Annotated in this window: 21 protein-coding genes and 1 tRNA gene; 15 read left to right on the forward strand and 7 right to left on the reverse strand. The window is 58.9% G+C overall.

Annotation, left to right across the window (positions count from 1 at the left end):
• Nucleotides 1-12 precede the first annotated feature (12 nt).
• On the forward strand, nucleotides 13-963 hold the full coding sequence (locus HU724_RS09400; RefSeq protein WP_039763849.1) for an alpha-E domain-containing protein: 951 nt from the start codon (nucleotides 13-15) through the stop codon (nucleotides 961-963).
• Nucleotides 960-1,763 (forward strand): transglutaminase family protein, encoded by an 804-nt coding sequence (locus tag HU724_RS09405; RefSeq protein WP_016773789.1) that lies wholly within the window; start codon nucleotides 960-962, stop codon nucleotides 1,761-1,763. Before HU724_RS09400 ends, HU724_RS09405 begins: the two co-directional genes overlap by 4 nt.
• A gap of 121 nt (nucleotides 1,764-1,884) precedes the next feature.
• Here HU724_RS09405 and HU724_RS09410 read toward each other — a convergent pair whose 3' ends face one another.
• A complete protein-coding gene (locus HU724_RS09410) occupies nucleotides 1,885-2,706 on the reverse strand; it encodes a c-type cytochrome (protein ID WP_186566064.1) in 822 nt (273 codons plus the stop codon).
• A 577-nt stretch (nucleotides 2,707-3,283) separates the two neighbouring features.
• Between HU724_RS09410 and HU724_RS09415 the strand changes: the two genes are divergently transcribed.
• The 3 genes from HU724_RS09415 (at nucleotide 3,284) to HU724_RS09425 (ending at nucleotide 7,479) form a co-directional block, all read left to right on the forward strand.
• Nucleotides 3,284-4,489 (forward strand): acetyl-CoA C-acetyltransferase, encoded by a 1,206-nt coding sequence (locus tag HU724_RS09415; RefSeq protein ID WP_186565816.1) that lies wholly within the window; start codon nucleotides 3,284-3,286, stop codon nucleotides 4,487-4,489.
• 24 nt (nucleotides 4,490-4,513) lie between these two features.
• A complete protein-coding gene (locus tag HU724_RS09420) occupies nucleotides 4,514-6,658 on the forward strand; it encodes a 3-hydroxyacyl-CoA dehydrogenase NAD-binding domain-containing protein (RefSeq protein ID WP_186565814.1) in 2,145 nt (714 codons plus the stop codon).
• Between the two features lie 92 nt (nucleotides 6,659-6,750).
• Complete coding sequence (locus HU724_RS09425) at nucleotides 6,751-7,479, forward strand: amidotransferase (protein ID WP_130887530.1); 729 nt, start codon at nucleotides 6,751-6,753, stop codon at nucleotides 7,477-7,479.
• Between the two features lie 69 nt (nucleotides 7,480-7,548).
• Here HU724_RS09425 and HU724_RS09430 read toward each other — a convergent pair whose 3' ends face one another.
• The 3 genes from HU724_RS09430 to HU724_RS09440 form a co-directional block, all read right to left on the reverse strand.
• Nucleotides 7,549-8,520, reverse strand: a complete 972-nt coding sequence (locus HU724_RS09430) for a magnesium and cobalt transport protein CorA (RefSeq protein WP_186565812.1) — start codon at nucleotides 8,518-8,520, stop codon at nucleotides 7,549-7,551.
• A gap of 134 nt (nucleotides 8,521-8,654) precedes the next feature.
• Nucleotides 8,655-9,377: a lysophospholipid acyltransferase family protein gene (locus HU724_RS09435; RefSeq protein WP_186565810.1), complete on the reverse strand. Its 723-nt coding sequence runs from the start codon at nucleotides 9,375-9,377 to the stop codon at nucleotides 8,655-8,657.
• A 221-nt stretch (nucleotides 9,378-9,598) separates the two neighbouring features.
• Nucleotides 9,599-10,288 (reverse strand): crotonase/enoyl-CoA hydratase family protein, encoded by a 690-nt coding sequence (locus HU724_RS09440; RefSeq protein WP_186565808.1) that lies wholly within the window; start codon nucleotides 10,286-10,288, stop codon nucleotides 9,599-9,601.
• 295 nt (nucleotides 10,289-10,583) lie between these two features.
• Here HU724_RS09440 and HU724_RS09445 point away from each other — a divergent pair.
• From HU724_RS09445 to HU724_RS09470, 6 genes are all read left to right on the forward strand, one after another.
• Nucleotides 10,584-10,673 (forward strand) — tRNA-Ser (locus tag HU724_RS09445).
• Nucleotides 10,674-11,093: 420 nt separating this feature from the next.
• Entirely contained in the window at nucleotides 11,094-11,348 is a 255-nt protein-coding gene (locus tag HU724_RS09450; RefSeq protein ID WP_071171559.1) for a type II toxin-antitoxin system HicA family toxin, read from the forward strand.
• Nucleotides 11,345-11,677: a type II toxin-antitoxin system HicB family antitoxin gene (locus HU724_RS09455; RefSeq protein WP_071171560.1), complete on the forward strand. Its 333-nt coding sequence runs from the start codon at nucleotides 11,345-11,347 to the stop codon at nucleotides 11,675-11,677. Before HU724_RS09450 ends, HU724_RS09455 begins: the two co-directional genes overlap by 4 nt.
• 137 nt (nucleotides 11,678-11,814) lie before the next feature.
• Nucleotides 11,815-12,246, forward strand: coding sequence for a LexA family protein (locus HU724_RS09460; RefSeq protein WP_016773799.1), 432 nt, complete (start codon nucleotides 11,815-11,817; stop codon nucleotides 12,244-12,246).
• Complete coding sequence (locus HU724_RS09465; protein WP_186565806.1) at nucleotides 12,233-13,513, forward strand: Y-family DNA polymerase; 1,281 nt, start codon at nucleotides 12,233-12,235, stop codon at nucleotides 13,511-13,513. Before HU724_RS09460 ends, HU724_RS09465 begins: the two co-directional genes overlap by 14 nt.
• Nucleotides 13,514-13,583: 70 nt before the next feature.
• Nucleotides 13,584-13,904: a YbjQ family protein gene (locus HU724_RS09470; RefSeq protein WP_016773801.1), complete on the forward strand. Its 321-nt coding sequence runs from the start codon at nucleotides 13,584-13,586 to the stop codon at nucleotides 13,902-13,904.
• A gap of 56 nt (nucleotides 13,905-13,960) precedes the next feature.
• Here the strand turns inward: HU724_RS09470 and HU724_RS09475 are convergent, their stop codons facing one another.
• Nucleotides 13,961-14,239, reverse strand: coding sequence for a hypothetical protein (locus HU724_RS09475; protein WP_056784095.1), 279 nt, complete (start codon nucleotides 14,237-14,239; stop codon nucleotides 13,961-13,963).
• A gap of 221 nt (nucleotides 14,240-14,460) precedes the next feature.
• Here HU724_RS09475 and HU724_RS09480 point away from each other — a divergent pair, with 221 nt between their 5' ends.
• The 4 genes from HU724_RS09480 (at nucleotide 14,461) to HU724_RS09495 (ending at nucleotide 16,162) form a co-directional block, all read left to right on the forward strand.
• Complete coding sequence (locus HU724_RS09480; protein ID WP_024012286.1) at nucleotides 14,461-14,649, forward strand: hypothetical protein; 189 nt, start codon at nucleotides 14,461-14,463, stop codon at nucleotides 14,647-14,649.
• Nucleotides 14,650-14,949: 300 nt separating this feature from the next.
• The gene (locus HU724_RS09485; RefSeq protein ID WP_016773803.1) at nucleotides 14,950-15,321 is read left to right on the forward strand and encodes a hypothetical protein; all 372 of its coding nucleotides are present in this window, start codon (nucleotides 14,950-14,952) and stop codon (nucleotides 15,319-15,321) included.
• A 135-nt stretch (nucleotides 15,322-15,456) separates the two neighbouring features.
• Nucleotides 15,457-15,876: a glycine zipper domain-containing protein gene (locus HU724_RS09490; RefSeq protein ID WP_024012287.1), complete on the forward strand. Its 420-nt coding sequence runs from the start codon at nucleotides 15,457-15,459 to the stop codon at nucleotides 15,874-15,876.
• Nucleotides 15,877-15,994: 118 nt separating this feature from the next.
• Nucleotides 15,995-16,162, forward strand: coding sequence for a hypothetical protein (locus HU724_RS09495; protein ID WP_016773805.1), 168 nt, complete (start codon nucleotides 15,995-15,997; stop codon nucleotides 16,160-16,162).
• A 74-nt stretch (nucleotides 16,163-16,236) separates the two neighbouring features.
• On the opposite strand, the gene HU724_RS09500 is transcribed toward HU724_RS09495, so the two are convergent.
• Together HU724_RS09500 and HU724_RS27810 are read right to left on the reverse strand one after the other, a co-directional pair.
• Entirely contained in the window at nucleotides 16,237-16,665 is a 429-nt protein-coding gene (locus tag HU724_RS09500) for a DUF6896 domain-containing protein (protein ID WP_076566856.1), read from the reverse strand.
• On the reverse strand, nucleotides 16,662-21,440 hold the full coding sequence (locus HU724_RS27810) for an RHS repeat-associated core domain-containing protein (protein ID WP_186565804.1): 4,779 nt from the start codon (nucleotides 21,438-21,440) through the stop codon (nucleotides 16,662-16,664). The genes HU724_RS09500 and HU724_RS27810 overlap by 4 nt, the downstream gene beginning before the upstream one ends.
• Nucleotides 21,441-21,651: the final 211 nt, after the last annotated feature.

A 21,651-nucleotide genomic window follows, 5' to 3' on the forward strand; every position in this document is an offset into this window, starting at 1 on the left:
AGGAAGCTTGCCATGTTAAGTAGAACTGCCTCGGATCTGTACTGGATGTCGCGTTACCTGGAGCGTGCAGAGAACCTCGCGCGCATGCTCGACATCAGTTATTCGCTGTCGCTGATGCCGCAGGACGGTCGCGGCGACGGTCTGCACGAACTCGCCATGCCGTTGCTGATCACCGGCACCCTGGACGATTATCTTGAACGCCACGGCGACCTGCACGCAGAGCGCCTGCTGCATTTCTTTGCGCTCGATGCGGCCAATCCGGCGAGCATTTACAGCTGCCTCGGCTCGGCGCGGGCCAGTGCCCATGCGGTGCGCGGCCGAATCACCGCCGACATGTGGGAAAACATCAACGCGACCTGGCTGGAGATTCGCGGCATCGCCGAACAAGGCCTGAGCCGCTACGGCATGAGCCGCTTCTGCGAATGGATCAAGGAGCGGTCGCACCTGTTTCGCGGCGCGTCCTACGGCACGATCATGCGCAACGACGCGTTTCGCTTTATTCGTCTGGGCACGTTTATCGAGCGCGCGGACAACACGCTGCGCCTGCTCGATGCCCGTTACGAAATGGCCGGTGATCAGGCCGAAGCAGTCAGCGACGGCACGGCGCACGCCTATTACCAATGGAGTGCGCTGCTGCGCGCCTTGTCCTCATTCGAGGCCTACACCGAAATCTACCGCGACGCGCCCGGCGCCCGGCATGTCGCCGAACTGCTGCTATTGCGCGCCGATGTGCCGCGTTCGCTGCGTGCCTGTACCGAAGAGATCGACCAGATCCTCGCGCAACTGCCCGGCGCCAACGGCCGCCCGGCACAACGCCTGGCGGCGGAAATGGACGCGCGCCTGCGCTACACCGGCATCAACGAAATCCTCGAAGAAGGCCTGCACGCCTGGCTGACCGAATTCATCCCGCTGGTGCGCCAGTTGGGCAACGCCATTCACAGTTCCTACCTGGAGGCTGCATGAGACTTTCCATAAGCCACGAGACCACCTATCACTACGAAGATCAGGTGCGCGCGAGCATCCAGTACCTGCGCCTTACGCCCCACGACAGCGAGCGCCAGCATGTCCTCAGTTGGCAACTCGACCTGCCGCGTCCGGTGCGTGCGCAGCTCGATCCGTTCGGCAACATCCTGCATGTGCTGACCATGGACGAGCCGCACGAAGCGATCATCATCGGCGCCCGTGGTCAGGTCGATATTGACGAATTGCGCGAGGCCGAACATGAGAGCCAGTCGGCGCTGCCGTTCCTGCGCTTCACGCGCCTGACCGAAGCCGATGAAGCCTTGCGCGAATTTGCCGCGAAGAACTGCAAGCAACGGCGTGATCGCACCGCGCTGATCGACTTGATGCACGGTCTGAATCAGCACATGACCTACACGCCGGGCTCCACCGAAGTCGACACCAGCGCCGCCGAAGCTTTCGCCGGTCGCGCCGGGGTTTGTCAGGATCATACCCATGCGTTTCTCGCCTGCGCGCGCAGCCTCGGGGTGCCGTCGCGTTACGTGTCGGGTTATCTGTACAGCGAAGATTGCGAGCATCTGGCCAGTCATGCCTGGGCAGAAGCGTGGCTGGATGACGCGTGGTACAGCTTCGACGTGACCAACCAACTGGCGCGCCCGGAGCGACACTTGAAGCTGGCGGTGGGCCTGGATTATCTCGATGCCTGCCCGGTCCGCGGCATGCGCCGGGGCGGCGGCTGTGAGCAGATGCACGCCAAGGTATTCGTCTCGCCGACGCCGGTTATTTCCGTGCAGCAACAATAGATTCGGGATACCGCTATCGCTGGCAAGCCAGCTCCCACAGGATGACCGGTGATTCGAACTCTGCGCATACCCTGTGGGAGCTGGCTTGCCAGCGAAGAGGCCAGTAATAACACCCTAAGGCTTACGGCTTGGCTTTGCGGCCGGCCATGTGCTTGAGATAGCCCACCAGCATTTCAAGGTCTCCATCCGGCAACACCTGCGCGGAAAACCCCGGCATCTTCGCCTGCGGCCACTGACGCAAACTCTGCGGATCGCGGATGTAGCGCTTCAAGAAATCCGCCCCAAAATACTCGGTCGGGCTATACGGAATATTCAGATCCGGACCGAACTGCGCGTCTCCGGCACCATTCAGCCGGTGGCAGGCCAGGCAGTTTTTCTGAAACAGGGCAAAACCCTTGTTCACCGGATCATCGGCCTTCAAGGCAGGATCGGGCAGCAGGGCAGGGAATCGTTGGGCCACCGGCGCCATCAGCTTGATGCTGGCGACTTCGAACGGCCACTGTTCGGGGCTGATATTACCTGCCTGCGGATCGGTCCAGACCAGATAGAACGGCCCGGCGCTGTGCTTGCCGGCAGACAGCGGTGGCCACGGCCGCGCCGGGTCCTCGATTGCCAGCCATGCGCGTGCGCCGTCCTTGTTCAGCAAGGGCGCGGCGGCCAACTCTGCGGCAAAGCCGTCCAGCGCCACCGCTTGCAAGTGATCCTCCGGCTTGACCCCCTTCAGCAATGCGGCCAGAGGCACAGCCTGATAGGTCATGTCCTTCTTGTAGGAAACATCATTGTTGATCGTGAGAGTTTGCAGCTGAGGATGTTTGAGCAGCTCTTCGGTCTGCCAGGTGCGGCTGTTTGCCCCCAACTGCAAATCCAGTTGTGCGGCAGACAAGGGCAAGCTCAGCAACAAGGCACCGAGCGCAATGAGCGTTTTCAAATGATCGCCGTCCATGTCGTGGAAGTGCGCAAAGGTTGGCACAACCACGCTGGCCCGGGTAGCGGGCCAGTCACATTTTCAGTGGCGATATACAGCACGCGACGTTTGAATCAGCCGATGACCTTGGTCAGATTCGGCAAGATCAACAACAGCGTCGTGGCGAAAAGAATGAGTCCTGCTTGACGTACTTTCGGTTGTTTGAACATGGCTTGACCGCCTTTATTGTTATTTCCTGATGCATGCCTGACTGCATATCCCTGACGGCACGCGTTGCACTTCCTGTTGAAGGACGCCCGTCTCGGCAAAACCCGACGACGATGGCGTACATCTTCACCTTAGAGCCCGCCTCTGCCTTCGCTTAGATCCATTTCATATGGAGTTCTTGGCAAAAGCTCTTAAAACGGCATGAGGCGTATTGCCAGCTTCTTTGCCGCCCGCTGGCTAGACAACTCGGCGACCTGAACCGGTTCACCTCATGCCGGATGACCGTCCGTCTGAGCGTGTGCGTCAAGCGCTTTGAGCAAAGTGGTCATTGCTTGCCAGCCGGCACAGGGCGAAAGTGAAGTGCCAATAAATCAGGTTCGAGGACGTCATGACTGAAGCTTTGATTTTCGATGCGTTGCGCACCCCGCGTGGCAAAGGCAAGGCCGATGGCGCGCTGCACAGCGTGAAGCCGGTCAACCTGGTGGCCGGTTTGCTGAACGCCTTGCAGGTGCGCACGGCGCTGGATACCAGTCAGGTCGATGATGTGGTTCTCGGCTGCGTCACGCCGATCGGCGATCAAGGTTCCGACATCGCCAAGACGGCGGTGCAAGTAGCCGATTGGGATGTCAGCGTCGCCGGCGTACAGATCAACCGTTTCTGCGCTTCGGGTCTGGAAGCCGTGAATCTTGGCGCTATGAAAGTGCGCTCAGGCTTCGAGGATCTGGTGGTGGTTGGCGGCGTCGAATCGATGTCGAGGGTGCCGATGGGTAGCGATGGCGGCGCCTGGGCGCTGGACCCGCAGACCAACCTGCACAGCCATTTCACCCCGCAAGGGGTCGGCGCCGATCTGATCGCCACCCTCGAAGGCTTCAGCCGCCAGGACGTCGATGCCTACGCGCTGCACTCGCAGCAAAAAGCCGCACGAGCGCGGGCCGATGGCTCCTTCAACAAGTCGCTGGTGCCGGTGCAGGATCAGAACGGCATCGTCCTGCTTGATCACGATGAGTTCATCCGCGCCGAATCGACCCTCGAAGGCCTGGGCAAGCTCAAGCCAAGTTTCGAAATGATCGGGCAGATGGGCTTTGATGCCACGGCGTTGCGGGTCTACAGCCATGTCGAGCGGATCAACCATGTGCACACGCCGGGCAACAGTTCCGGAATTGTCGACGGTGCGGCGCTGATGCTCATCGGCTCCGAAGCCAAGGGCCGCGCGCTGGGGCTGCAGCCACGCGCGCGCATCGTCGCCACGGCCGTCACCAGCACAGATCCGACCATCATGCTCACTGGCCCGGCGCCGGCGACTCGCAAAGCGCTGGCCAAGGCCGGACTGCGCGTGGAGGACATCGATCTGTTCGAGGTCAACGAAGCGTTCGCTTCGGTGGTGTTGAAATTCATCAAGGACATGGCCGTCGATCCCGGCAAGGTCAACGTCAACGGCGGCTCGATCGCCATGGGCCACCCGCTGGGCGCCACCGGTTGCGCGATCCTCGGCACCCTGCTTGATGAACTGGAAGCGCGGCATCTGCGCTACGGCCTGGCGACGCTGTGTGTCGGCGGCGGCATGGGCATTGCCACCATCATCGAACGCCTCTGAGCCCCGACTTCAAGGAACCTTGTTATGAGCGAAGCCATTCGTTACGAAAAAGGCCAGGACGGTATCGTCGTGCTGACCATGGATATGCCGGGCCAGAGCGCCAACACCATGAACGCCGTGTACCGCGAGGCCATGGCCGCTTGCGTCGCCCGCTTGCTGGCTGAGAAAGACAGCATTGCCGGAGTGATCATCACCTCGGCGAAGAAAACCTTTTTTGCCGGCGGCGACCTCAATGAACTGATCAAGGTCGGCAAGCCCGAAGCCAAAGCTTTCTACGACATGGTGCTGACCCTCAAGGCGCAATTGCGCAGCCTGGAAACCCTCGGCAAACCGGTGGTCGCGGCGATCAACGGCGCTGCGCTGGGCGGCGGCTGGGAAATCTGCCTGGCCTGTCACCACCGCATTGCTGTTGATGACGCCTCGGTGCAACTCGGTCTACCGGAAGTGACCTTGGGCCTGCTGCCGGGAGGCGGCGGGGTGGTGCGCATGGTGCGCATGCTCGGCATCGAAAAAGCCCTGCCGTACTTGCTTGAAGGCAAGAAGGTGCGCCCGCAACAGGCGTTGCAGGCCGGGCTGATTGATGAATTGGCAGCGGATCCAGATGAATTGCTGGCCAAGGCGCGTGCTTGGATTTTGGCCAATCCGGCGGCAGTGCAGCGCTGGGACGTCAAGGGTTACCAGATTCCCGGCGGCACGCCATCGAACCCGAAAGTGGCGCAGATGCTGGCGATTGCGCCGTCGATCCTGCGCGCGAAAACCCAGGGCACTCTGCCGGCGCCGGAGAAGATTCTGTGCGCGGCGGTGGAGGGCGCTCAGGTCGATTTCGACACGGCGCACCTGATCGAAACCCGCTACTTCACCGAGCTGACGACCGGGCAAATCTCGAAAAACCTGATCGGTACGTTCTGGTTCCAGTTGAACGAGATCAACGCCGGCGGTTCCAGACCGCAAGGTTTTGCGCCCTATAAAACCCGCAAAGTCGGTGTGCTCGGCGCCGGAATGATGGGCGCAGGCATCGCGTTCGTCAGCGCCTCGGCCGGTATCGACGTCGTGCTCAAGGACATCAACCTCGCCGCTGCCGAGAAAGGCAAAGCGCATTCCGCTGCGCTGCTGGACAAGAAAGTTGCCCGTGGCCAAATGACCGCCGAACAGCGCGAAGCGGTGCTGGCGCGAATCGTTGCGAGCGAAAGCGATGCCGATCTGGCCGGTTGCGATCTGATCATCGAAGCGGTGTTCGAGGATCGCCAACTCAAAGCCAGGGTGTCCGCCGCCGCGCAACAGGTCGTGGGCGGCGAAGCGGTCATTGCTTCCAATACGTCGACGCTACCGATCACCGGTCTGGCGACGGCGGTGGCCGATCAAAGCAAATTCATCGGCCTGCATTTCTTCAGTCCGGTAGAAAAAATGCCGCTGGTGGAAATCATCAAAGGTGCGCAGACCAGCGCCGAAACTCTCGCTCGCGGTTTCGATTTCGTGCTGCAAATCAAGAAAACTCCGATCGTGGTCAACGACAGTCGCGGCTTCTTTACCTCGCGGGTGTTCGGCACATTCACCAACGAAGGCATTGCCATGCTCGGCGAGGGCGTCAGTGCGCCGATGATCGAGACCGAAGCGCGCAAGGCCGGGATGCCGGTCGGGCCTCTGGCAATCTCCGACGAAGTTTCCCTCAGCCTGATGAGCCATATCCGTCAACAGACGGCCAAGGACCTACAGGCTGAAGGGAAACCGCTGATTGAGCACCCGGCCTTTGCCGTGATTGACTTGATGCTCAATGAATTCAAGCGACCGGGTAAAGCTGCCGGAGGCGGTTTTTATGAGTATCCAGCCGGTGCCCAGAAGCATTTATGGCCGGAGCTGAAAACGCGCTTCGAGAAGGCAGACGGACAGATCTCTGCGAAGGATGTGCGTGATCGGCTGTTGTTTGTGCAGGCCATCGAAACCGTGCGCTGTGTGGAGGAGGGCGTGCTGACCTCGACGGCGGACGCCAACGTCGGCTCGATCTTCGGTATCGGTTTCGCCGCATGGACCGGCGGTGCGCTGCAGTTCATCAACCAGTATGGCCTGAAGGACTTCATCGCCCGCGCGCAGTATCTGGCCGAGCAATACGGCGAGCGCTTTACCCCGCCAGCGCTGTTGCTGGACAAAGCGGCGAAGGGTGAAATGTTCTAGGGCCAGCGAGCATTTCGGGGCTTGCCTTGGCCACGTGTTTCAAGGCAGGCTCTGGGGTGTTCATTATTCCCATCACGTGTCAGGTATTTTTTATGTCGCTGCGCATCTGCATTCTCGAAACCGACATCCTGCGGCCCGAATTGATTGACCAATATCAGGGCTATGGGCAGATGTTCCAGCGCCTGTTCTCGCAACAACCGATTGCTGCTGAGTTCACTGTCTATAACGTGGTGAAGGGTGAGTATCCAAGTGACGATGAGACTTTCGATGCGTACCTGGTCACTGGCAGCAAGGCCGATTCGTTCGGCACGGATCCGTGGATCCAGACCCTCAAGACCTATCTTCTGAATCGCTACGAACGCGGCGACAAATTGCTCGGCGTGTGCTTTGGCCATCAATTGCTGGCGCTGCTGCTTGGTGGCAAGAGCGAGCGGGCCTCCCAGGGTTGGGGAGTCGGCACTCACAGCTATCAGCTGGCAGCCAAGGCGCCGTGGATGAGCCCGGTGCGCGAAGAGCTGACACTGCTGATCAGCCACCAGGATCAGGTCACCGAACTACCGGAAAACGCGACAGTCATCGCCTCCAGCGATTTCTGCCCGTTCGCGGCTTATCACATCAACGACCAGGTGCTGTGCTTCCAGGGCCACCCGGAATTCATTCACGATTACTCGCGCGCGCTGCTCGATCTGCGCCAGGAAGCGCTGGGTTCGCAGATCTACAGCAAGGGTGTCGCGAGCCTTGAGCAGGAGCATCATGGCGCGACCGTTGCGGAGTGGATGATGCGCTTTGTGGCGCACAAACCAGAAACGGCTCAACGCTAAAAGGGCCTGCTCCCACAATCCCTGTGGGAGCGAGCCTGCTCGCGAATCGCCGGGGCAACGCGGTCCCGGCTACAACCACCCCGACCGCTTGAAACTAGCCCACAAACTCACACACCCCACCGCAATAAACCCCAGCACCGCAAAATAGCCGTAGTGCCAGGTCAACTCGGGCATGTTCTGGAAATTCATCCCGTAAATCCCCGCCACCGCTGTGGGGAACGCCAGAATCGCCGCCCACGCCGCAAACTTGCGCTGCACCACGCTCTGCCGTGATGCCTCGAGCAACACGCCAATCTCGATGGTCTGGCTGGCAATGTCCGCCAGCGTACTGAGGTCTTCCATCTGCCGTGTCACGTGAATCTGCACATCGCGAAAGTACGGGCGCATGTTCTTGTCGATGAACGGGAAACTGAGCTTTTGCAGCTCTTCGCCGATTTCCACCATCGGCGCCGCATATCGGCGCAAGCGCACCACGTCACGGCGCAAACCGTGCAGCTTCTGGATGTCTCGCTCGTTGAGGGCGCTGCACAGCACGTTGCGTTCCAGCTCATCAATCTCGGCGTGAATCGCTTCGCCCACCGGCTGATAATTCTCGATGACGAAATCGAGCAGCGCATACAGGACAAAATCTTCCCCGTGCTCGAGCAGCAGCGGACGCGCCTCACAGCGTTGGCGCACCTGGGCGTAGGACGCAGAGTGGCCGTTGCGCGCGGTGATGATGTAGCCTTTGCCGGCGAAGATATGCGTCTCGATGAATTGCAAAACGCCGTGTTCGCGAACGGGCGAGTAGGTGACGATAAACAGAGCGTCACCAAAGGTTTCCAGTTTTGGCCGGCTGTGTTTTTCCAGCGCATCTTCGATGGCCAGCTCGTGCAGATTGAACTGGCGTTGCAGGTTGAACAGCTCCTGTGCGTCCGGCTCTTCCAGGCCGATCCAGACGAAATGGCCGGGTCTGGCGGCCCAGGCGGCGCCTTCATCAAGCGTGATATTGGTGACTTTCTTGCCTTCGCTGTACACCGCAGCAGCAACAACTCGACCCATGGTGGTGGTTCACTTCTTCTTGGCAGATGGCAGGGGTTACAAGGCTTCAGCTTAGCCGTGTCGATGCTTGAGAGTCAGTGAAACTTGTACAGTTCACCCGGCAAAAGAAAACCCGCACAGGGCGGGTTTGTTTTTTAAGCGGCTTGCAATTGCAGATCCATCGACTCAATGCACTCACGCATCTGCTCGCGGCATCGCTCGATGAGCATGGGCATGTCATCCATGCTTAAACCGGCTGTAGGAATTGCTGGCAAGGAACGTATGAGAACGTTGCCGCTGCGCCAGCGATTCAGGCGCATGTGTTTGATGTAGCTGCTCACGCACACCGGAACGATTGGCACGCCGGCGGCAATTGCCATCTGGAATGCGCCTTTCTTGAACGGCAGCAAATCTTCACCGAGGTTGCGGGTGCCTTCCGGGAATACCCAGATCGAGGTGTCTTCGTTCTGCAAGGTGTGGGTCGTCGTCAGCATCGACTGCCGCGCCTTGTGCGCATTGCCACGGTCGATCAACACATTGCCGGCCAGCCAGAACAACTGGCCGAACAACGGCACCCACTTCAGGCTTTTTTTGCCGATACACACGGTACGGCGCGGGACGACATTGCCGAACACGAACAGATCGTAGTTGGACTGATGGTTGGCAATGATCACGCAACTGTCGGGCTTGTTCATCAAGCCGTTGACCTCGGACCTGACCCGCAAACGCAAGATACACATCGCCGGTAAAGCGTAGAGGCGGGCGCAGAGTCGGCTGTTGTCCGGGTTGAACGGGCGGCACAGTCCAAGGATCACGCCGAGCACGCCGGCCAGAATAAAATGCAGGCCCATCAACAACATACGAAACACAAACAGCATTTTTGCAGGCCCACCGGGACAAAAGGTGGCGCAGTGTACGGATGTGCACTGTTTTCGGCAATTGCCGCTATAGAGTCCGGAGATGGCCGATGTTTAAGCGCATGTTTCAGTCTTGCCTGTCAGGCGCGTCCTAGAGCTTTCCGCGAATCTTCGACGTGTGACGTAAGAAAAAGCCCGACACGAGGGTCGGGCTATTCACTTACCGGCAGATCCTGGACGAGTCACCCCAGATGTTGCTGATCCTGCAGGATGGCGTCGTCAAGAGTTTCCAGCAGTTGCTTGCGCACTTTCAGCTTGGTGTTCTTGTGCGCGAGCATGTTGATCTTCTTCAACTGCCGCGCGGCAGCCAGCGCGGCGCCCTGCAATTCTTCGGCTGTGACGACTTTGTCGAGGAAGCCTGCATCAACGGCACTTTGCGGATCGAACATCTCGCCATTGATCACCGAGCGATGGAAAGCCGAACGCCGCAAGCGATCACGCGCCAGCTCGATACCGGCGTGGTGCATGGTCATGCCGATTTGCACTTCGTTCAGACCGATGTTGAACGGGCCATCGACACCGATGCGGTAATCGGCGGACAACAGCAGGAAAGCACCCTTGGCCACAGCGTGTCCCGGGCAAGCGACGATCACCGGGAACGGGTGAGAGAGCAGGCGGCGGGCCAGCGTCGAACCGGCTGTCACCAGCGCAACGGCTTCTTTCGGGCCGGCGGTCATCACCTTGAGGTCATAACCACCGGAGAGAATCCCCGGCTGCCCGGTAATGATCACCACCGCGCGATCCGCCACCGCCTGATCCAGCGCCGCGTTAAACGCCGCAATCACATCCGGAGAAATCGCGTTGACCTTGCCATTGTTCAGGGTCAGGGTCGCGATACCGTCTTCGAGGTGGTAGGCAATCAACTCGCTCATGACGCTATTCCTTATTAGAAAGATGGGCAGACGTTACCCACCGCCGCAGGCCAGGTAAAGCGCCGTGACTGACCTGTCAGTCACCGTTTTGCGCTTCGGCCAGCGCGCCACGCGTGTTGCCCCCTATAAGGAAGCGCGTCGATAACCTGAGATTGGCGGGTTTGCCATCGCTCCTCTCGGATGAAAGCATCGCGCTCTCTTAAGCGCATGAAAATTCTGAAAAAAAGTTTGCCATCGGAAAAGCTTTCGACTACATTAGCGCGCCTCGACAGACAGAACATGTCTGCAGAGATACGGTGAAGTGTCCGAGTGGCTTAAGGAGCACGCCTGGAAAGTGTGTATACAGGAAACTGTATCGAGAGTTCGAATCTCTCCTTCACCGCCAAATTTGAAACGACAAAACCCCTGAAAACGTTAAAGTTTTCAGGGGTTTTGTGTTTCTGGAAGCCAAAAAACGACTAATAAAACGAACCCGACTCAGTGTCGGTTTTTTTGTGTCTTGGATGGTGCGCCAAGAGCACAGCTCCCTCACCTTTTTCTCGCCAAAATATCTGTGCTATATCGCGGTTCCCCAATTCTGGTACTCGGAAAAGAACTCTGCCTGTCGGAAACGGAAAAGTCGCTCTTCCTCACACAACTCCGAGAATTTGCCTACAACCGCGCATTGAGTCTCTCGTTATCCTGATGCCGTACCAGTCTGCAGCGACTTCATCAGGAAATACGTTTCTCGCAGAAAGCAGGCTTTCTCCTCGTAATTGCGGTTTGCCCCAGTTGCCCTACCATCGCGGTATCATGATCTAATACCATGAACAACAAACAGCGCGGCACGCTCAAAGCTATTTTTTCAAGGCCGGTCCCGAATAACTTGGAGTGGGTGCGTATGGAATCGCTCTTCGGCGCAGTGGGCGCCCAGACCATTGAAGGCAATGGTTCAAGAGTGCGCTTTGAATTGAACGGTGTGGTGGTGACTTTTCACCGGCCCCACCCAGACAAAGAAGCAAAGCCCTATCAGGTGCGCGACGCTCGGGCTTTTCTTGAGCAAGCAGGAGTCATCCCGTGAACGTAATGAACTACAACGGCTATGCCGCCCGTATTGAATACAGTGACGAAGACGGCCTCTTCGTCGGCCATATCGCCGGTATCAAGGACGTCGTCGGATTCCATGGTGAGTCGGTCGCAGAGCTGCGGAACGCGTTCCAGGAGGCCGTGACTGATTATCTCGATACCTGCGCCAGGCTCGGTCGCGCACCGCAGAAACCCTATTCGGGGAATCTCAGCCTGCGCTTGGCGCCAGCGCTGCATGCGACGGTCGCTGTGAAGGCGCAGCTAGCCCATAAGAGCATCAATCAATGGGTTGCAGACGTGCTCGATCGTGAGGTCCACGCGTAGTGGCGAAATCTGACTCTCAGTAGAAGTTGTACAAAACCCTGTCACCCGTCGAAATCTCCTACACGCCTCATTGACCCCCCGAACCGTCCCGAGTTTACTGTATGTGCATACAGTAAATTCACTATCAGGTTCGTATCATGAGTGTCACCATCCTCGGCCCTTTGTCAGGCGCGGGCGAAAAGCTTGCGCTGTATTCGTTTCGGATTCCCGCCGGTTTTCCTTCGCCGGCGGCTGATCACATTGAAAAGCACATCTCTCTGGACGAGGTTTTTGATATTCGTGCACCGCACGTTTATCTGGCGAAGATCGAAGGCGAGAGCATGCAGGACGCGGGGATATTTTGCGGTGATCTGGTGATCGTCGATCGCAGCCTGAATGCCGAGCACGGCGATATTGTCATCGCCGGTCTCAACTCCGAACCCATCTGCAAGCGTCTGCACATGCGCGACAACACCATCATCCTTCTTTCGGCCAACAGCAAATATCCGCCTCGCTACGTGATGGAAGGGGATGAGTTGGTGATCTGGGGTGTGGTCACTTACAGCGTGCGCGACCATGGCAAATCGTGAGCAGGTGTTCGCGCTGATCGATTGCAACAGCTTCTATGCCAGCTGTGAGCGAGTGTTCCGGCCCGATCTGGCGAAGACGCCGATTGTCGTGCTGAGCAATAACGATGGCTGCGTGATTGCGCGCAGTTATGACGCCAAGCCCTTTGTGAAAATGGGCGCGCCGTACTTTCAGATTCGTGATGATCTGCGCCGCCACGGCATTCAGGTGTTCAGCAGTAATTACGCCTTGTACGGCGACATGAGCGAACGGGTGATGACGATCATCGAATCCATGGTGCCGGCCGTCGAGGTGTACAGCATTGATGAGGCGTTCGCCGATCTCAGCGGCATCCCTGGGGACCTGACCGCGTTTGGCCGCACCATCCGCTCTGCTGTTTATAAGCGCACCGGCATCCCTGTGGGCGTCGGCATCGCCCCCACGAAAACGCTGGCCAAGCTCGCCAACCACACTGCCAAACGCTTGCAAGCGCATACCGGCGGCGTGGTCGACATCTGCGATCCGTCCAAACGCGACTGGGTGCTGCGCAATACCGATGTCGGTGAAGTGTGGGGCGTCGGGCGGCGGATGAAAGCTCATCTGGAAAGCATGCAGATCAGAAGCGCGATGGACCTGGCGAAGGCCGATCCGTGGACACTGCGGCGCAAGTTCAGCGTGGTGATCGAGAAGACCGCGCGCGAACTGGGTGGCACATCCTGTCTGGAACTGTCGGAAACAGAACCGCCGAAGCAGGAAATTTGCAGCAGCCGCATGTTTGGCAACCGTTTGACTACCATCGAACCGATCAAGGAAGCCGTGGCGACTTATGTGCATCGAGCGGCGGAAAAGCTGCGTGCGCAGAATTCGCTGTGCAAGAAAATCCGCGTGAGTATCCGCACCGGCATGTTTAATCCCGAGGAGGCCAAGTACGCCAACGGCGCGCTGATCGAGCTGCCTTATCCGACCAATGATGTGCGATTGCTGAGCAAGGTCGCGAGCGAAGCGATCGATCGATTATTCCGGCCGGGGTTCAAGTACAGCAAGGCTGAGGTGCTGTTGATGGATCTGCGACAGCCCGGAGAATTTACCGAAGACCTGTTTGCTCAAACGCAACCCCAAGCGGCGGAGAGGGTGATGGTCGTGCTGGACCAGATCAATCAGCGCTGGGGGCATGGAACGTTGCGAGCGGGGAGCGTGCCGGCGGATCCTGCCTGGGGCATGCGGCGGGAGATGATGAGTTCGAGTTTTACAACGAAACTGGATCAATTGTGGGTGGTTAAATCTAATTGAGGCACGGGTGCCAGGCCTGGTGCCGCGTTACAATCGCCGCCTTCACTTTTGCAGTAAAAGGACGACTTTCATGATCATTTCCACCACTCATTCCGTCGAGGGGCGGCAGATCACGGCCTATCTGGACATTGTCAGCGCCGAGTCTGTGCAAGGGGTCAACGTGATCCGCGATATGTTCGCCGGCATGCGCGACTTTTTTGGCGGGCGCTCGCAGACGTTGGAGCGGGCTCTTAAAGAAGCACGCATTCAGGCAACCGACGAACTGAAAGATCGAGCGCGGGCATTGCAGGCTGACGCGGTGGTCGGCGTGGATTTTGAGATCAGCATGCCGGCAGGCAAGGGTGGCATGGTCGTGGTGTTTGTCACCGGAACGGCGGTGAAGCTGCGTTGATCATTGCTATGAAGACAAAGCCCACTCGCACGAGGAATGGGCTTTTTTCGCGTCAATCAGCCTTGAGGCTTGAGCAACACAGCGCCTCTTGAGTCATAGGTCAGCGGTGTATCGATGGCAACGAGGGGCGGTGTCCCGTCAGGCTGCGCCGATGGTGCGGGCTCGCTGGGATGGTAGACGACGCCCGGCTGCAGAAGCGGTTTGTCCGGGTATTTGATGGTGATTTCACCCGAGGCGATCTTTTCCTTGAGTTTTTCCGCACCGGCCTTGCCGGCAGCGATCTGCTCGTCCGTGAGTTTTACGACTGGCATGTTCGGGAATCCATTGATCTGCATGATCTCTCCTTGAGATTCATTGGTAGGAATAAGGGCAGCGGCCGTTCGATGGAAATCTTTAGCGAATGATCGCTCGCGACACTTTTTTCCATTCGTCGGTGATCAGCCTTTCTGGACGGCAAGTCCAGTAGTGACCAGCTAGTCTCAAAAACGCTGAGGGACGATATTTTCCAGGCAAAACTGTTTTGCCGGTGTCGGCCCGGTTGCGTAGGGGAGAGTCTATGTCAGGTCCATTTATCGAAGATGATGGCGCTGAGTTTTCATTCAACAACTGTGTGCGCTGCGGTCAGTCGGAGTATCAGTCGGGGTTTGGCGAGGATCCGGTCAGCATCGGAAAAATCAAATCTACAGCCCCGAAAGGGCCGAAAGCGAAATTCCTGCCCAAGGTCACGGCAAGGACCAGAAAGTGATTTCATCCAGTACCCCGTCACTGAACGGGGTTTTTTATGGGCGCAAGAATGAGGGGGCGGGCGTTGACATTAATGTCGGTTTTTTTTCACAAACTTTTCACGTTGGCCAACGTAGTGTGAAGCCATCCGTTAGAAAGCAAGTCTCCAGCCCGTCTCCCCAGCGGGCTTTTTTTTGCCCGGCATAAAACCTTTTCCCTGATCGCGGTCCAATCGACGCTGCCGCCGGCGTCTGGACTTTCCTGCGCCGAGGGCATTAAATCCCGCTCCTTTTCGTCATCCCGTTTATTTGAGGTTTTCGTCATGCGTTTAACACTGCCTGCTCTGGTTCTTGGCCTTCTGGTTGCTCAAGGTGCGATGGCTGCCGGTGATGGCACCGCGGCGCTGGGCGGTGGCCTGGGTGGCGCGCTGGGTAACGTGGTCGGTCAGAAAATGGGCGGCAGCACCGGTGCCGCCATTGGCGCTGGCGTCGCGGGCGCAGCGGGCAGCGCAGTCGCCGCACGCAAGGGCAGCCGCACCAAAGCGGCGATCGGCGGCGGTGTCGGTGCAGCCGGTGGCTCGGTGATCGGCAACAGCCTGGGCGGCCGCAACGGCGCCACCATCGGTGCAGGTCTGGGCGGCGCGGCCGGCGGTGCCGTCGGCAGCAACCTGGGCAAAGGTCACAAGCGCCACTGAGGCTGATGGCATGTCAGAAAAAGCCCGACTCGATGTCGGGCTTTTTCATGGCTGAACGTTTCGTGCGAAATCATCTCCAATCTGCATACGCCCCGCTTGGGCGGATTGTCCCGTTTCGGGAACTGCGAGGTTCATATGCGATTGTCATTATCTGCACTGTTTTTTGGCTTGGTCGTGGCGCAGGGCGCGATGGCGGCCGGAGATGGCACCGCTGCCGTAGGCGGTGGTCTCGGCGGTGCGCTGGGTAATGTGGTTGGCGGACAACTCGGCGGCAGCACGGGCGCAGCGGTCGGCGCAGGTGTTGGCGGCGCGGCGGGCAGTGCCGTCGGCGCGAACAAACGCAACCGCACCGAAGCCGCGATCGGCGGCGGTCTTGGCGCGGCAGGCGGCTCGGTCGTCGGCAACAGCCTCGGCGGCTCCACCGGCTCCGCCATCGGCGCGGGCCTGGGCGGTGCAGCAGGCGGCGCGGTAGGTAACAATCTTGGCGACGACGACGGCGGATCTCATTCCGGCGGCCACAAGCACAAGAACAAACACAAAAATAAACATCGCTGATTGATCAACGACAACCCGGCCTGGCGCCGGGTTTTTTGTGTCTGGCCGTCAGGCAGCGGAACGATTGGCGATAGGGCTTTTCGAACGTCATATATCCCACACGAGCAAGAGGTGCGCCATGACTCCTGAAACCGAAGGCAAAGAAGAGAAGGGCCCGAGTGGATTGCCATTTATCAATGATCCGGGGAATGAAGATCCCGGGTCGCTGATGGATGATGCGACGGTGCCGTTGAATGATGCGGATGAGGCGGATATGGAGTATGAGGAGGATGGGGATGAGCAGTGAGGGGAGTAGGGTGGATTGAAAGTTTCGATTTGGTTTTGAGGGCCTGAGTGAGCAGGCCCTTTTTGTGGTGAGGTCTAATCGATTTCTTTTGAGTCGGCTAATACATATAGGTTACTTATGGCTGACAATTTTTTTATTTTTTTTAGATTTATATATTCTTCTAACTCTTTTTCGATAATTTTTTTGTCGCAATATTTTTTATATTTTGATGGTCTCTCGCGAGCGAAGTTGTATAGCCGCCAAACATCAAATCCATTGATTTCACCATTGGGGCCATAGTTAAAATCTACACTTCCGGTCGATAAGTTGATTCGGCAGCCAATGCCATGCAATTCATATTTAACGCCTCGAGTGACCCTCCCGCATCGCTTTATTGCCTTGGTGCGCCAAAGCCTTCGAATATCTCGAGTGCCAAATTTTCTCTCAAATACCAGAGTGCTGGACTCAACCATAGCGATAAAATCATTTATCAGGATCTCCAAAGTTTCACTTTGTTCACTCATCTTCTTCTGCGATGCTCCAATCTGTCTAAACCTACGTTGTTTGCTGACTCTAGTACATCTTCAATGCTGTTTAGAGTTCTGTCGTATTTTATGAGATCGGTTATGAGTCTGATTGTCACATTGGTCGAAGTTTGCCGTGCAGCTGCTGCGCGATGGTGTCCGTCCAGAATGTATAAATTCCCGTCATGTTCTATGACGTCGATAGGTTCCACTGAGTCGTATCCGTTACGCATTTGGCTTTTATAGTCCTCGACTGTCTTGGTTGAGGTCTTTCCCTCGATTGTATGTACTCTCTTCAAAGTTTGTGGATCTATATCGTGAGCAATGGCCGGTAGGTCCGGCTCCCCCTCATCAACTTTAACCCCATCACTCGCCCCCGGCACCTCACACCCAGGCTTCTTCGGCGGCGGGCAATTGGACGTCAATCCCAACGGATCCACCCACCCCGTCGGATTCGGCACGTACTGGTACTGATTCAACCCACCCGCAAGCTTCACCGGATCCGGGGTCAGATACCGCCCTAGCCTCGGGTCGTAATACCGATGGCGGTTGTAATGCAGCCCACTTTCAACATCGAAGTACTGCCCCTGAAAACGCAACGGTTGGTCGAGGTAGTCTTCGCCGGCCAAGGTCACAGCAGCGACTTTGCCGTAGGCGTCGTATTGCGCGGACCAGACGATTTCGCCGCTGTAGTCGGTGAGTTCCTGCGGGGTGCCGAGGTGGTCGAGTTGGTAGTAGAACGGGCAGGCTTTTTTCGGGCCTTTGCCATCGAGCATCGCCAACGGGCGGAAGGTGCCGGGTTCGTAGAGGAAGCTGCGGTATTGCGTGGCGCTGCTTTCGGCGACGAGGTGTTCGCCTTGCCAGAAGAATTCAGTGACGGCGCCGTCGACGGTTTTGCGGATGCGCCGGCCGAAGGCGTCGTATTGATAAGTGGCGGTCTGGCCGTCGGGGCGGGTCAGGCCGATCAGGCGGTGCTGGCAGTCGTAGCGGTACTCGGTGACCAGGGTCTGGCCGTGGCCACGGCGTTCGCGGATCAGGTTGCCGAAGGCGTCGTAGTCGTAATGACGGTCACCCTGCATCAGCAGGCGATTGCCCTTGATCTGCGCAGGGCCGGGGCGGTCCTGCATCAGCAGGTTGCCGGCCGGGTCGTGGGCGAAGGATTCGGGCAGTTCGTCGCGTGAGTGACGTACGCGGATCAACCGGTCGAGGGCGTCGTAGCCATAGGTGCGCTGGCCGTGGCGGCTGTCGGCGATGTGCTCGAGATTGCCGTTGGCGCTGTAGGCATAATCGCGGCGGTACAGCGAAGCGTGGCGATGACCTACAGCGTGGGCAAGCAAGCGGCCCTGATCGTCGTAGGAGTATTCGCTGAGCAGCAGACCTTGCTGGCGTTGCTGCTCGCGACCGGACTGATACACATGCCGGGTCAGCGGCGTGCCATTAAGGTCGATGGCCGACAGCGCACCGCCCTTGGCGTAGTGATAATCGAGCTTGCTGTTGTCCGGCAGGCGCAGGCGTTTGAGCTGGCCGCACGCGTCATAGGCGTAGCGCAAGGTGCCCCAGCCCTGATGCTCGGTGATCAAGCGATCCTGACGGTCATACTCGAAGGCCAGCGGATGGTTCTGGCCGTCGTCAACGGCAACTAACCGGCCAAGGCGATCATAGTCATAACGTACCTTGATCCCATCGGGCAGGGTTTTGACCAGCAAACGCCCGGCCTTGTCGCGCTCGTACCGGGTGACCAGCGATAAACCCTGCTCGCCGAACTCGGTCTTCTCCAGCAGATGCCCGTTGGGGTCGTAGGCATAAGCCGTGCGCCGCCCATCAAACCCGATTTCCTGTCGGATCAATCCGGTCGGCGTGTAATCCAGTCGGTATTTTTCGCCCGATTCGTTTTCAATCTCGGTCAGCAACAGCCGCGCATGGTCATAGCGATACTGCACGCGGGTGCCGTCAGGATTGATCCGCCGCGAGACCAGGTGCAGGTCGTCGTCATATTCGTAGCGGGTGATGCGCCCGAGCTCGTCGCGCTCAGCGGTGATCTGGCCGTAGGCGCCGTAGCTGTAGGCGCGCGTGCTGCCCGTAGGAGAAGTCGTCAGGATCAGTCGGCCGGCCGCGTCCCACTGCTGACGACTGACAACACCAAATTCGTCCTGGGTGGTAATCCGCCGTCCCAGCGCATCGTAGGAAAAGCGCCGCACGCCGCCATCGGGCAGGGTTTCTTCGATGAGCTGACCCAGCTCGTTCCACACCCAGCGGTGGCGGCTGCTGTCCGGATAACGCAGCGACAGCAACTGCCCGCGCAGGTTGTAGTAGTAATGGGTGACCTGGCCGTCGGGATCGACTGCTTCAGTAACGGCGCCTTCAGCGTTGCGCCGGTAGATCCACACCGCATCACCACGGCAACGCTTGTAGAGAAAACCGTTGCGGTACTCGTAGGACGTTGGTGCATCGTCCGGTGGAATCAGCGCGATCAGCCGTCCGAGTTCGTCGTAGCGGTATTCGGTAACCGCGCCCAACGCATCCTGCTCAGCGATCAACCGGCCCTGCTGGTCATAGGCCTTGAGCTGCTCACCGCCATCGGCCGCGACCTGCCGCACCAGCCGCGCGCGCTCGTCGTGGACGTAGACTTCTTCGGTACCGTCGACGTAATGCACGGTCACGCTGGCGTCGTCATCGTTCCAGACGTAACGGGTGTTCATCTGCGAGAACGAAGCCCAGTGCCTCACGCAGCGGGCGGCTTTGCCCTCGCGCTGCCACTCCCAGAAGAAGCTCGCGCCGCCAGTCAACTGGCGCTGGAGGATGACGTGGTGGTCGTCATAGTCGTAGCGCTCGCTGTCGCCGACCGCGTTGGTCGCGACCAGCAGGCGTTGCCGCGCATCGAAGCTGTAGGTGGCAAGGTTTTGTTCGGTGGTCCACTCGCCCTGGACGAACACCTGATAATCGACCGCCACCAGTTGCGCGCGGTCATAGCGCAACAGCAGCGCGCGCCCGGCGCCGTTGTCCAGACGCTGTATGCGGTCGGAGCGATCGCGTTGCAGGGTCAGACGATTACCGTAGACATCGCTGATCGCGGTCAGTCGGCCGGCGCGAAAGTGATAGAACCGTGCGCTGTCACCGGCCAGGGCGAGGATCAGTTCTTCCGGCTCATCGCCGAGAAAGATCGCCGCCCGCGACAGGCTGTTGTGAATCGCTGGGCGCGTGACGTTGGGCAGGGGAAAGCGGGTGCGGCGGTTTTCGTGGTCGATCCAGATCACGCCATCGCCGTCGAAGGACAGGCGATGCGCGAGCGTATGGCTCCAGCCGAACCCCAGGCCGATGTCGATCTCGACCGCGCTGCTGCGGTACAAGCGGGTGAATTCGAAGGGCAACACGCCATCGAGCACGGCGTCGGTCAGGGTCAGCAGTTCTTCGCCGGTGACCATCGACACCGGGCAGCCGTTTTTGCAGGTATTGGGGACGCAGTCGGCGGCATCGCCGTTGGGGTTCTTTGCTTGGTCGGGGACGTCGTCGTGGGGCTCGTGGCGCTCAAGCCGTGCCATGCCTTGGGATTTTTCCCGCGCGAGTGGTGCCGGATTCGGCACGCTCAATACCACCGCGTCGGCCTGGCGAATGTTCAGCGGAATCGACGGCGTCGGCTTCAGCTCAACCTCGCGCGCATGAAACATCAGCGGCTTCAGTGTGCTGGCGTGCTGCGTGAGTTCCGGCGTTGAGGTCAGTTCCGCCAAGCGTAAAGCAGAAGCTGCCAGCCACTCCCGCGCCCGTGGCGACTTGACTTTCGCCAGGACATTGCTGCTCAAACGCAGCGATACGCCGGCACCGCCCGCCACGCGCATCAACAGGAAGCTGATCAGCAACTCGGTGCGAACTTCGGCCACCACCTCGGCGAGGTATTGCGGCGGCAGCATCTTCAGCCAACTGGTGAACGCGGCCAGATGAATGAACAGCAACGGCTCGTCGCTGAGCATCAACAAGGCGTTGGCGATCGCTTCGTTTGAAGCGGCAAGCAGCGCCTCGAGTTCGACTTCGCTCAGATATTCGAGGAGCTTTGCGCTGTGCTCCTGCAGGTCGGCGAGGAGGGCAAACAGCTGTTGAATGTCATCCCAGACGCCATTCAGGGCTTTTTCCAGACCGCGCCAATCGGCCCGTTGCAACTGCCCGTAACGATCAAGAAAACCGGCGCTGGAAAACTCCGTCCATTGCGGTTGGAAGCCTGTCCATTCGCTGCGCAGCCAACCTTCAAGACCGGCAATCACGCCTTCATATGAGGCATACAGGGTGCGGACATGGTCGGTAGAAACATCGGGAAAGAAGGTGACGCGATAGCGCTGGCCGCGCATGCAATCGGTCACCTCGAGGATCCCGCTCGGGCCAATGGTGTAGCGCTTTGGTTCGCCGAAGGTCTGTACGCCGTCGACGTCGCTGAGTAGCGGTTCGAGGGTCACCGGGGTGTCGCCGATCGGCACGAAACGCGCGGTTTCGAACAGATGCACCAGGGTCAGCGGCCCGTTGGCCGAACACATGACCACCGATGAACTGACAGGTGCGCGCGAGGTGATCGGCGCGCTCAGTTGTACGTCATTGCCAACCTTGAACACCTGCTCGATGTCCAGCGCGGTCCCGGTCCAGAACTGCTCGGCCCAGGCGTCGTAGTTATTCAGGCACAGGCGGAACTCATCGATCAGCGCTTCGAAATCGGGCTGCTGGGGATTCAGGGCGGCCACAACCAGCAGTCCGATGCTGTTGTTCAGGGCCAGGAGCTGATCGGGTTGAAACATTCGCAGTCGCTCGCGCATATGAAGAAACGGGAGCGCGGACTTTGCGGGGGATCAAAAAGGAAAGAAGTCGGGGAAGTAGGCAGTGTCTGTAGGAGTTTTCGCTAAATGCGAAAAGGCGTCGATGGCATTGCCCGTTGCTCAATGTCCACCGGCCTCGCTATGCTGCTGAACCCATTAATCAGATCCGCGTTGCGGCACGTAGCCTGTCGCC

The sequence above is a fragment of the Pseudomonas iranensis genome (genome assembly GCF_014268585.2).
Lineage (GTDB): Bacteria > Pseudomonadota > Gammaproteobacteria > Pseudomonadales > Pseudomonadaceae > Aquipseudomonas > Aquipseudomonas iranensis.